This window comes from Citrobacter sp. wls829, assembly GCF_005280825.1.
In the GTDB taxonomy this organism is placed as follows: Bacteria; Pseudomonadota; Gammaproteobacteria; order Enterobacterales; family Enterobacteriaceae; genus Citrobacter; species Citrobacter gillenii.
The window spans coordinates 1-11,667 of record NZ_SZWP01000080.1 but is presented as its reverse complement, the minus strand read 5'-3'; the positions used below and the strand labels follow the sequence as shown (position 1 = coordinate 11,667).

9 protein-coding genes are annotated in these 11,667 nt (G+C 51.7%); 6 read left to right on the top strand and 3 right to left on the bottom strand.

Translation table 11 applies throughout. The features are described 5' to 3' along the window. Nucleotides 1-24 precede the first annotated feature (24 nt). From FDW88_RS18365 to silR, 3 genes are all read right to left on the bottom strand, one after another. Nucleotides 25-402, bottom strand: a complete 378-nt coding sequence (locus tag FDW88_RS18365; protein ID WP_137363102.1) for a copper-binding protein — start codon at nt 400-402, stop codon at nt 25-27. A 250-nt stretch (nt 403-652) separates the two neighbouring features. After that, on the bottom strand, nt 653-2,128 hold the full coding sequence (gene silS, locus FDW88_RS18360; RefSeq protein WP_032433718.1) for a copper/silver sensor histidine kinase SilS: 1,476 nt from the start codon (nt 2,126-2,128) through the stop codon (nt 653-655). Further along, nucleotides 2,121-2,801: a copper/silver response regulator transcription factor SilR gene (gene silR, locus FDW88_RS18355; RefSeq protein ID WP_137363101.1), complete on the bottom strand. Its 681-nt coding sequence runs from the start codon at nt 2,799-2,801 to the stop codon at nt 2,121-2,123. The genes silS and silR overlap by 8 nt, the downstream gene beginning before the upstream one ends. 189 nt (nt 2,802-2,990) lie before the next feature. Here silR and silC point away from each other — a divergent pair, with 189 nt between their 5' ends. From silC to FDW88_RS18320, 6 genes are all read left to right on the top strand, one after another. Then, nucleotides 2,991-4,376, top strand: coding sequence for a Cu(+)/Ag(+) efflux RND transporter outer membrane channel SilC (silC, locus tag FDW88_RS18345; RefSeq protein ID WP_137363100.1), 1,386 nt, complete (start codon nt 2,991-2,993; stop codon nt 4,374-4,376). Between the two features lie 28 nt (nt 4,377-4,404). Next, nucleotides 4,405-4,758 (top strand): cation efflux system protein CusF, encoded by a 354-nt coding sequence (gene cusF / locus FDW88_RS18340; RefSeq protein WP_008786772.1) that lies wholly within the window; start codon nt 4,405-4,407, stop codon nt 4,756-4,758. A 113-nt stretch (nt 4,759-4,871) separates the two neighbouring features. Then, complete coding sequence (gene silB / locus FDW88_RS18335; RefSeq protein ID WP_000157620.1) at nt 4,872-6,164, top strand: Cu(+)/Ag(+) efflux RND transporter periplasmic adaptor subunit SilB; 1,293 nt, start codon at nt 4,872-4,874, stop codon at nt 6,162-6,164. A 10-nt stretch (nt 6,165-6,174) separates the two neighbouring features. Beyond that, nucleotides 6,175-9,321, top strand: coding sequence for a Cu(+)/Ag(+) efflux RND transporter permease subunit SilA (silA, locus tag FDW88_RS18330; protein ID WP_000574029.1), 3,147 nt, complete (start codon nt 6,175-6,177; stop codon nt 9,319-9,321). Between the two features lie 86 nt (nt 9,322-9,407). Continuing rightward, complete coding sequence (locus FDW88_RS18325) at nt 9,408-9,848, top strand: DUF411 domain-containing protein (protein WP_000758228.1); 441 nt, start codon at nt 9,408-9,410, stop codon at nt 9,846-9,848. Nucleotides 9,849-9,974: 126 nt separating this feature from the next. Continuing rightward, on the top strand, nt 9,975-11,667 hold a 1,693-nt coding region (locus FDW88_RS18320; protein WP_137363099.1), incomplete at its 3' end, for a heavy metal translocating P-type ATPase.

Here is an 11,667-nt window from a genome sequence, read left to right as displayed (position 1 = left end):
AACACTATCAATAAGTTGGAGTCATTACCGCCCGTTATTCATGAATTCATGGGCAACCGCTGCTCTTTCATGCTCATTCATCGCCGCGTAAGACGTTGACGGGACGGTCGTGGATACCGTGTTATTTCCCATCATCTTCTGATGACTTTCCACCATTTTCTGGTGCGCATCCGCCGAGCCGTTCGTCATGGTTTCATGAGCAATAATGGCCTGTTCATGCTGGTCCATACCGGTCATACGAGGAGCAGTCCCCTGGATCCCGACAGGAGCCGCAGCAGACTGCATCTGGTGAGCAGGAGCCTGTGCATTGTTGACGCGATCATGGATATTCACGGTTTCAGTGGCCCAGGCCGATGAAATTAAACCAAAGCCCAGCAAAGATGCTAATACGATATTTTTCATGATAACTCTCCATTTCTGAATTAGTGATGTCCGGGGAAGTACAACCGATGTTTTCAGTTCCATAACTGAAACAAGTTCGGCAGCGTTTATTTCTCCGGAAGAGGGCTGGATATTCATTTCCTGGCGTACTCTGACGCCGGGTATTGATGAAGCAATCCAGCCTTCCTGATAAGTTGCACTAATTATATCGAATGGCTTCTGTTTGCTGCATGACAGGCTAATGACATCTTTGTCATTTACATCTTTATTTTCAGCATTGGGTTTCCGGGATCATTTTCTCCAGTCTGGGCACGGATAAGATAAAACGCGTGGAGCGTACGTCTGATTCCACCTGCACTCTTCCGTGATGTGCTTCCACGATTGACTTCACAATCGCAAGGCCGATGCCGCTGCCTTCTCCTTTTCGTTGTCTGGATGGATCCACCCGATAAAAACGGTCAAACAGCCTTGATAAATGTTCTTCAGGGATCGGTTTCCCTGGATTTTCAATCACAAGGTCAAAAAAGCTCTCCTGCTTTCTTATTGAGACGGTGATGGCCTGTCCCTCCGGGGTATAACGCAGGGCATTGGATAACAGATTATTGATCGCTCTTCTGAACATTTGTGGATCTCCCTCAACCAGGCAGGGCATCCCGTTAAATTTGAGCGTGATATTGCGTTCTTCGGCCCAGGCTTCGAAAAACTCGAAGACTTTCATGACTTCTGCTCTGAGGTCAAAACGGACCCTGTCAGGTATAAGCTGGTTATTGTCCGCCTGTGCCAGAAACAGCATGTCGCTGACCATTTTGGTCATCCGGTTATACTCTTCAAGACTGGAGTAGAGGACATCCTCAAGTTCCTTCTGGGTTCGATCCTGACTCAGTGCGATTTCAGTCTGCGTCACCAGATTGGTGATGGGCGTTCTGATCTCATGCGCGATATCGGCAGAGAAATTGGCCTGGCGGGTAAAGACGTCCTCAATCTTTCCAATCATATGATTGAACGAGATAACCAGTTGCTCCAGCTCAATGGGAACGCGTGTCGGTTCCAGCCGCGCATCAAGATTCTCGGAGGTGATGTTTTTAATGGCATTGCTGACATTACGAAGGGGCAGGTGCCCCTGACGGACAGCGATGCGAATGATCAGAACAATCAGCAGGCTTATCACGACGGCGATCGCAATCAGATTTTTTTTCAGCGCATCGAGGTAATGGAGATGGAAATTAATGGAGAGGCCAGTCAGCATGACATAATTCTGCTGTTTGCCCTGAAATATCGCCTGGCCAGAGGAGGCGATAATCCGGTATGTTTCCATCTTCATTTCAGACCCGGTATCCATCGGTCTCGCAGGATCCTCCACCGTCCAGAGAAAGACATCCCGTGCGCGGCTGTGCTCGCTAAAATCTGCGGAATTCACGGCCGGGTGTAGTGCCGCCCCCTGCGCTGAACTAAAGAGCACTTCCCCCCTGGGATTGAGGAGCAAAAGGGCAACGTTGCGGTAGCTGGCAATCGACTCCTTTATTTTGCTTACTTTTTTTTCATCCGGATCCACCGGGGACTGCAGTATACGGTTCAGGGTAGTGCTGATTTGTTGAAGATCGCTGACATCCTGCTCGGCAAAATGATTTTCAACAGAATGCAGCATAAACCAGGTGAAGGCGATAAAAGCCAGTATCGTGGACAGGCTGATAAAAAAGGTCAGCCGCAGGGCGAGTGAGAAAGGGCGCCTGGAAGGTTTGCTATGCATCCGGGGCCTCCAGCATATAGCCCACGCCCCGGACAGTCTGGATCAGCTTTGTCCCGTAATCGTTGTCTATTTTAGCGCGGAGTCGCTTTACGGCGACATCAATCGCGTTAGTGTCGCTGTCAAAATTCATGTCCCAGACCTGAGAGGCAATCAGGGAGCGGGGTAGCACTTCACCCTGATGGCGAATGAAAAATTCCAGCAGGCTGAACTCTTTACTGGTGAGCACAATGCGGTTTCCGGCGCGACTGACTTTTCTGGAGACGAGATCAACCGAGAGGTCAGCCACCTTAAACTGACTTTCCGTGATCAGCGTGTTTCCCCGCCTCAGTAGGGTCCTTACCCGGGCGAGCAGTTCGGCAAACGCAAAGGGTTTAACCAGATAATCGTCCGCACCCAGTTCCAGTCCTTTGACCCTGTGTTCGATCGTGCCGAGGGCCGTCAGTAGTAAGACCGGCATACCCTTTCCGGCAGTGCGCAGCATGCGGATGATATCCCAGCCGTTCACATCAGGCAGCATGATGTCCAGAATGACTAAATCATACTCGGCTGTCATGGCGAGATGATATCCGGTAAGACCATTATCAGCGTGATCCACTACGAACCCTGCCTCTGTAAGCCCTTTGCTGAGATATTCACCTGTTTTAATTTCGTCTTCGACGATCAATATTTTCATCTTGCTCCCCGTCTGGCTGCTAATGTCATTCTATTGCGCACACGATCGTAATCAACGAATTACCGTAAAAATGACAACATTGTCATTATTCTGTCACCCGACAAACAGAGTGCATTCTGTAAAGTAACCCTGGTAATACTCTGAACTTCATTTGAACCATTTACCAGGTCTGCCTGGACGAGAAGCGTTATGTTCAAATTAAAATTACTCAGCATCAGCACGATATTCATCCTGGCTGGTTGTGTCTCTCTGGCACCTGAATATCAGCGCCCGGCAGCACCGGTACCCCAGCAGTTTTCACTGTCCCGAAACAGCCTGACGCCAGCAGTGAATGGTTATCAGGATACGGGCTGGCGTAACTTTTTTGTCGATCCCCAGGTTACCCGGCTGATCGGGGAAGCCCTTGCTAATAACCGTAATTTGAGAATGGCTGCCCTGAAGGTTGAAGAGGCCCGGGCCCAGTTCAACGTCACGGATGCAGATCGTTATCCCCAGCTGAATGCCTCATCCAGGATCACCTACAGCGGTGGTCTGAAAGGCGACAAGCCGACCACACAGAAGTACGACGCGGGTCTGGAACTCCGCTATGAGCTCGATTTTTTCGGCAAGCTCAAGAACATGAGTGACGCTGATCGCCAGAACTACTTTGCCAGCGAAGAAGCCCGTCGGGCTGTACATATCCTGCTGGTCTCCAGCGTTTCACAAAGCTATTTCAGCCAGCAACTGGCGTATGAACAACTCCGTATCGCGCGGGAAACGCTGAAAAATTACGAACAGTCCTATGCTTTCGTTGAGCAACAGCTCGTGACCGGGAGTACGAATGTGCTGGCGCTTGAACAGGCCAGGGGACAAATCGAAAGTACCCGCGCTGAGATAGCCAAACGAGAAGGCGATCTGGCTCAGGCAAACAATGCCCTGCAACTGGTGCTGGGAACGTACCGTGCACTGCCGCCAGAAAAAGGGATGAAAGGCGGTGAGATCGCGCCAGTTAAACTGCCATCAAACCTGTCGTCACAAATTTTGCTGCAGCGACCGGATATTATGGAGGCGGAATACCAGCTGAAAGCGGCTGATGCGAATATTGGCGCAGCGCGGGCGGCCTTTTTCCCGTCCATTACCCTGACCAGTGGCCTTTCCGCAAGCAGTACGGAGCTGTCCAGCCTGTTTACGTCAGGAAGTGGAATGTGGAATTTTATCCCTAAAATTGAAATTCCTATATTTAATGCTGGCAGGAATAAAGCCAATCTGAAGCTGGCTGAAATTCGCCAGCAACAGTCGGTGGTTAATTACGAACAAAAAATTCAGTCAGCCTTTAAGGATGTTTCCGACACGCTTGCGCTGCGCGACAGCCTTAGCCAGCAACTTGAGTCACAGCAGCGTTATCTTGATTCACTTCAGATAACTCTCCAGCGAGCCAGAGGATTGTATGCAAGTGGTGCTGTCAGTTACATCGAAGTGCTGGATGCAGAACGTTCCCTCTTCGCTACGCAGCAAACCATTCTCGATCTTACCTATTCCCGGCAGGTTAACGAAATTAATCTGTTTACCGCACTGGGTGGCGGTTGGGTAGAGTAAATTTATTTCATTAATCAGGAAATTTAAAATGCGTAATTCACTTAAAGCCGTTTTATTTGGTGCCTTCTCTGTCATGTTTTCTGCCGGTCTTCATGCTGAAACACATCAGCATGGCGATATGAATACTGCCAGTGATGCTTCGGTACAGCAGGTTATCAAGGGCACCGGTGTCGTTAAAGAAATTGATATAAATAGTAAAAAGATCACCATTTCGCACGAAGCAATCCCTGCGGTGGGCTGGCCTGCAATGACCATGCGCTTCACTTTTGTTAATGCAGACGACGCTATCAATGCCCTGAAAACCGGCAACCATGTCGATTTCTCGTTTATTCAGCAGGGTAATATTTCTTTACTTAAAAGCATTAACGTGACGCAGTCCTGATTGGCTGTCCGGAGCGATTACATCCTGTGCGCCTGTACATTCACATAGGTATATGTGTGAGTTAACCGTCAGGCGCATATGCCAGGTGTTTTGATTTTTTAGCGGAAAATTGTATGGCTTCTTTAAAGATAAAATATGCTGCAATAATTATCAGCAGCCTCATAGCAGGGGGGCTGATATCGGTTACTGCCTGGCAGTATGTAAACTCAGCACAAAAGACAGAAAAAACAGAACAAAAGGCACCGGAACGAAAGGTGCTTTTCTGGTATGACCCAATGAAACCGGATACCAAATTTGATAAACCCGGAAAATCGCCCTTTATGGATATGGACCTGGTGCCAAAATATGCTGATGACAGTGGCGATAAAAGCAGTGGCGGGATCCGTATCGACCCAACCCAGGTTCAGAATCTGGGATTAAAAACGCAAAAAGTCACGCGAGGAATGCTGAATTATTCTCAGACAATCCCGGCTAATGTCAGCTATAACGAGTATCAGTTTGTTATTGTGCAGGCGCGTTCTGACGGGTTTGTCGAAAAAGTCTACCCCATGACGATTGGCGATCATGTGAAGAAGGGGACGCCACTTATCGATATTACCATTCCGGACTGGGTGGAAGCACAGAGTGAATTCCTTCTGTTATCCAGCACCGGTGGTACTTCCACGCAAATTAAAGGCGTTCTGGAACGGCTTCGCCTGGCAGGTATGCCGGAAGAGGATATTCAGAGACTGCGTTCTACCCGGAGCATTCAGACCCGTTTTACCATTAAAGCACCTATTGATGGTGTCATTACTGCATTTGACCTGCGCACCGGCATGAATATTTCGAAAGATAAGGTGGTGGCTCAGATTCAGGGAATGGACCCGGTCTGGATCAGCGCTGCAGTGCCAGAATCTATCGCCTATCTGCTGAAAGATACGTCGCAGTTTGAAATTTCGGTACCGGCTTATCCGGATAAAACATTCCATGTCGAAAAATGGAATATTCTTCCCAGCGTGGATCAGACAACCCGTACGCTTCAGGTCCGTCTCCAGGTTTCTAATAAGGATGAGTTTCTCAAGCCGGGCATGAATGCCTATCTGAAACTGAATACCAGAAGCCAGGAGATGCTGCTGATACCAAGCCAGGCCGTTATCGATACCGGCAAAGAACAGCGCGTGATTACTGTTGATGATGAAGGCAAGTTTGTGCCGAAACAGATCCACGTTCTGCATGAGTCACAGCAACAGTCCGGCATCGGCTCCGGCCTGAATGAAGGCGATACCGTGGTGGTCAGTGGCCTGTTCCTCATTGACTCTGAAGCCAATATTACGGGCGCACTGGAACGTATGCGCCACCCTGAAAAAACAGAAAGCAGTATGCCAGCAATGTCTGACCAGCCTGTAAATATGCATTCAGGGCACTGAGGAGACGACGATGATTGAATGGATTATCCGGCGCTCTGTCGCCAACCGTTTCCTGGTCATGATGGGGGCCCTGTTTCTCAGCATCTGGGGCACATGGACGATTATTAACACGCCTGTCGATGCCTTGCCTGACCTGTCAGATGTGCAGGTCATTATCAAAACCAGCTATCCCGGCCAGGCCCCGCAGATTGTAGAAAACCAGGTCACCTATCCACTTACCACCACCATGCTGTCCGTGCCTGGCGCAAAAACCGTGCGTGGTTTTTCACAGTTCGGTGATTCGTATGTGTATGTCATTTTTGAAGACGGCACCGATCTGTACTGGGCCCGTTCCCGCGTGCTGGAGTACCTGAACCAGGTACAGGGAAAACTGCCCGCCGGTGTGAGTTCTGAAATCGGTCCGGACGCCACGGGGGTGGGCTGGATATTTGAATATGCCCTTGTCGATCGCAGCGGAAAACACGACCTTTCAGAACTGCGTTCTCTGCAGGACTGGTTCCTGAAATTTGAGCTGAAAACCATCCCGAACGTGGCTGAGGTCGCTTCGGTTGGCGGCGTGGTGAAACAGTACCAGATTCAGGTCAATCCGGTAAAACTGTCTCAGTATGGTATCAGCCTGCCCGAAGTGAAACAGGCCCTTGAATCGTCTAACCAGGAGGCCGGTGGCTCATCCGTTGAAATGGCCGAAGCTGAGTATATGGTCCGTGCCAGCGGTTATCTTCAGAGCATTGATGATTTTAATAACATCGTCCTGAAAACAGGCGAGAACGGCGTGCCGGTTTATCTGCGGGATGTTGCCCGCGTGCAGACCGGGCCTGAAATGCGGCGTGGTATTGCCGAGCTGAACGGCCAGGGCGAAGTCGCTGGCGGCGTGGTGATCCTGCGGTCGGGTAAAAATGCACGCGACGTTATCACGGCAGTGAGGGATAAACTTGAGACGCTGAAGGCCAGCCTGCCGGAAGGCGTTGAAATCGTGACCACCTACGATCGCAGCCAGCTCATCGACCGGGCGATTGATAACCTCAGTTCCAAACTTCTGGAAGAGTTTATCGTGGTGGCCATCGTCTGTGCCCTGTTCCTGTGGCACGTACGTTCTGCCCTGGTGGCGATTATCTCTCTGCCGCTTGGTCTGTGTATCGCCTTTATCGTCATGCACTTCCAGGGACTGAACGCCAATATCATGTCGCTGGGAGGGATAGCGATTGCCGTCGGTGCGATGGTGGATGCCGCCATTGTGATGATTGAGAATGCGCATAAGCGGCTTGAGGAGTGGGATCATCAGCATCCTGGTGAGCAGATTGACAACGCCACCCGCTGGAAGGTGATTACCGATGCCTCCGTTGAAGTGGGACCCGCACTGTTTATCAGCCTGCTGATCATCACCCTGTCCTTTATTCCTATCTTTACCCTGGAAGGTCAGGAAGGACGTCTGTTTGGCCCGCTGGCATTCACGAAAACGTACTCCATGGCGGGCGCGGCCGCGCTGGCCATCATCGTCATTCCGATTCTGATGGGATTCTGGATCCGGGGGAAAATTCCTGCAGAGACCAGTAACCCCCTGAACCGGGTACTGATCAAAGCGTATCATCCATTGCTGTTGCGGGTTCTCCACTGGCCAAAAACAACCCTGCTGGTTGCGGCCTTGTCCATTTTCACCGTTATCTGGCCGCTGAGCCAGGTGGGCGGTGAGTTTCTGCCGAAGATTAACGAGGGCGACCTGTTGTATATGCCGTCGACCCTGCCGGGTGTCTCTCCGGCTGAAGCTGCAGCGCTCCTGCAGACGACGGACAAGTTAATCAAAAGCGTTCCTGAAGTGGCCTCTGTATTTGGCAAGACCGGTAAAGCAGAGACCGCCACGGATTCCGCACCGCTCGAAATGGTTGAAACCACGATCCAGCTCAAACCTGAGGATCAGTGGCGTCCAGGCATGACGATTGACAAGATTATTGAAGAACTCGACAGGACCGTCCGTTTACCGGGGCTGGCAAACCTCTGGGTGCCGCCAATCCGTAACCGTATTGATATGCTCTCAACCGGGATCAAAAGCCCGATAGGTATCAAGGTGTCCGGAACGGTTCTGTCCGATATCGATGCAACGGCGCAGAGTATCGAAGCGGTCGCCAAAACCGTACCCGGCGTAGTGTCTGCTCTCGCAGAGCGACTGGAAGGCGGGCGCTACATTGATGTGGATATCAACCGGGAAAAAGCCTCCCGCTACGGAATGACGGTGGGCGATGTGCAGCTGTTCATCTCATCAGCCATCGGCGGCGCGACGGTAGGGGAAACGGTTGAAGGCGTGGCCCGGTACCCGATTAATATCCGCTATCCGCAGGATTACCGGAACAGCCCGCAGGCCCTGAAACAGATGCCGATCCTGACCCCGATGAAGCAGCAGATCACGCTGGGCGATGTTGCGGATATTAAGGTCGTTTCCGGGCCGACTATGCTGAAAACGGAAAATGCCCGTCCAGCCAGCTGGATTTACATTGACGCGCGCGGCAGGGATATGGTGTCGGTGGTTAATGACATTAAAACGGCGATCAGTCAGAAAGTGAAACTGAGACCGGGTACCAGCGTGTCATTCTCCGGACAGTTTGAACTGCTTGAGCATGCCAACAAGAAACTGAAGCTGATGGTGCCGATGACGGTGATGATCATCTTCATCCTGTTGTATCTGGCATTCCGCCGGGTTGATGAAGCCCTGCTGATCCTGATGAGCCTGCCGTTCGCCCTGGTTGGCGGGATATGGTTCCTGTACTGGCAGGGCTTCCATATGTCTGTCGCAACCGGAACGGGGTTTATCGCTCTGGCCGGGGTGGCAGCAGAGTTTGGCGTGGTCATGCTGATGTATCTGCGTCATGCCATTGAAGCGCACCCGGAATTGTCCCGTAAAGAGACGTTCACACCGGAAGGCCTTGATGAAGCCCTCTATCATGGTGCCGTACTGCGTGTCCGGCCGAAAGCCATGACCGTGGCGGTGATCATTGCGGGTCTGCTGCCAATACTCTGGGGAACCGGTGCAGGTTCAGAAGTCATGAGCCGTATCGCGGCACCCATGATTGGTGGGATGATCACGGCTCCGCTGCTGTCCCTGTTCATTATTCCTGCCGCCTACAAATTAATCTGGCTGCGCAGACATAAAAAAAGCGTGTCCTGAACCTGAAAGGGCACCCCCTGTGGGTGTCCTTCTGTACTGATTCACCCTGACGTCAGGGTTTAAATCGATAATATACAGAGGTGAGTATGAAAAAAGTGGTTCTGATGGCGCTGGCTCTCGGCCTTTCACTGCCCGCGATGGCGAGTGAAAAAGTGATTGATATGTACAAATCTGAAAACTGTGGCTGTTGTTCCCTGTGGGGCAAGGCGATGGAAAAAGACGGGTTTGAAGTACGAACTCACGTCATGAATGATCAGGCGCTGTCAGCCCTGAAAGAAAAGCATGCTATTCCTGCAGGACTGCGAAGTTGTCATACCGCGGTTGCCGGTAATTTGATCATTGAAGGCCATGTGCCTGCGACAACGATACATAAGGCAATGCAGTCTGGTTCAGGTATATACGGTCTCGCCACCCCCGGTATGCCAGCAGGAAGTCCTGGAATGGAGATGGGAGCCCGAAAAGAGGCTTACGATGTTATCGCATTCTCACCGGATGGAAGTAAAAAAGTCTTCCAGCGAATCGAATAGTCAGCGGAACGGCTGATAACGGGACGCCGGCAGCAGGCACTCTTATGCCGGCGGCATTCGTGGTAATCGCATCCATGACATACCCTGAAGACAGAAGATGCTTCGGTATGCATAAGGAGAGTTACTGTGAAAAATGACAATGCAGTGCAACACAACAACCAGACTGCTTCTGAGCAGACATTATCCCCGGACGAGGGCCACGTATTGCATAAGGTGAGAGATCCCGTGTGCGGGATGGACATCCTGCCCGACAGGGCGCACAGCAGCATTCGATACCAGGACCATCAACTTTATTTCTGCTCCGCCAGCTGTGAGAGTAAATTTAAAGCCCATCCCGATCGTTATCTTACCGAAGATGCCAGTGAACATTCCCATCACCATCACCATCACCACGATCATCACGAAGTCAGCCCTGATCAGATAAAACAGCCTCACCACCAGGCGGAGAAAGAGAATTCTGAAGGTGTGTGGACATGTCCGATGCACCCGGAGATACGCCGCAGTGGTCCCGGAAGCTGTCCTGTCTGTGGAATGGCACTGGAGCCGCTCGTAGCTACGGCATCCACGGGGCCAAGTGATGAACTTCGCGACATGACAAGACGCTTCTGGCTGGGGTTGTTGCTGGCGTTTCCGGTTCTGGTACTCGAAATGGGATCTCATCTGTTTCCCGCCTTGAGGAATACAGTACCGCCACAGCACAACACATGGCTGCAGCTGCTTCTGGCCTCTCCTGTCGTGTTGTGGTGTGGCTGGCCATTCTTCGCCCGGGCCGGAATGTCGTTACGTAACCGCTCCCTGAATATGTTTACCCTTGTTGCAATGGGCACCGGCGTAGCCTGGGTGTACAGCGTCATTGCAACCGTCTTCCCCTCCTGGTTTCCTGCATCGTTCAGAAACATGGATGGCCTGGTGGCCGTTTATTTTGAAGCCGCAGCAGTTATTACGGTGCTTGTTCTGCTGGGACAGGTTCTTGAGCTGCGGGCACGGGAACAAACCTCAGGTGCCATTACTGCACTACTGAATCTTGCCCCCAAAACCGCCAGGCGGCTGGATCATGACGGTCATGAAACGGATATTAATGCGGAAGATGTTCTGCCTGGCGATAAGCTCCGCATCAGACCAGGAGAGAGTATTCCGGTCGACGGTATTGTGATCGAAGGCAAAACAACCGTTGATGAATCGATGGTGACCGGGGAATCTATGCCGGTTACCAAAACGGAGGGTGACCCTGTCATCGGGGGGACCATTAATCAGACAGGGAGTCTCATCATCCGTGCAGAGAAAGTCGGTGATGAAACAATGCTCTCACGAATTGTTCAGATGGTCGCTGATGCACAGCGTTCGCGTGCCCCCATCCAGAGAATGGCTGACAGCGTTTCAGGCTGGTTTGTTCCTCTGGTGATACTTATCGCGGTTGTTGCTTTCGTGATCTGGTCTGTCTGGGGGCCCGAGCCCAGGATGGCGCACGGTCTCATTGCGGCTGTGTCGGTCCTGATTATTGCCTGTCCCTGCGCGCTGGGGCTGGCCACGCCGATGTCGATAATGGTGGGGGTGGGCAAAGGAGCCCAGGCCGGGGTGTTAATCAGGAATGCCGAAGCCCTTGAGCGTCTTGAAAAAGTGGACACGCTGGTTGTCGACAAAACAGGCACGCTCACGGAAGGTTCGCCTACGGTGACAGGGATTATCAGTCTCAATCCGGGTGGGGAAACATCTCTTTTGCGTGTAACAGCCGCAGTGGAAAAAGGCTCGCAGCATCCGCTGGGTATGGCAGTAGTTAAAGCAGCACAGGAAAAGGGGATCGCAATACCCGCAGTCACTC

Bases quoted from the DNA above. Each gene is read 5' to 3' on its own strand.
- FDW88_RS18365 (WP_137363102.1), bottom strand. From the start codon at position 402: ATGAAAAATATCGTATTAGCATCTTTGCTGGGCTTTGGTTTAATTTCA.
- silS (WP_032433718.1), bottom strand. From the start codon at position 2,128: ATGCATAGCAAACCTTCCAGGCGCCCTTTCTCACTCGCCCTGCGGCTG.
- silR (WP_137363101.1), bottom strand. From the start codon at position 2,801: ATGAAAATATTGATCGTCGAAGACGAAATTAAAACAGGTGAATATCTC.
- silC (WP_137363100.1), top strand. From the start codon at position 2,991: ATGTTCAAATTAAAATTACTCAGCATCAGCACGATATTCATCCTGGCT.
- cusF (WP_008786772.1), top strand. From the start codon at position 4,405: ATGCGTAATTCACTTAAAGCCGTTTTATTTGGTGCCTTCTCTGTCATG.
- silB (WP_000157620.1), top strand. From the start codon at position 4,872: ATGGCTTCTTTAAAGATAAAATATGCTGCAATAATTATCAGCAGCCTC.
- silA (WP_000574029.1), top strand. From the start codon at position 6,175: ATGATTGAATGGATTATCCGGCGCTCTGTCGCCAACCGTTTCCTGGTC.
- FDW88_RS18325 (WP_000758228.1), top strand. From the start codon at position 9,408: ATGAAAAAAGTGGTTCTGATGGCGCTGGCTCTCGGCCTTTCACTGCCC.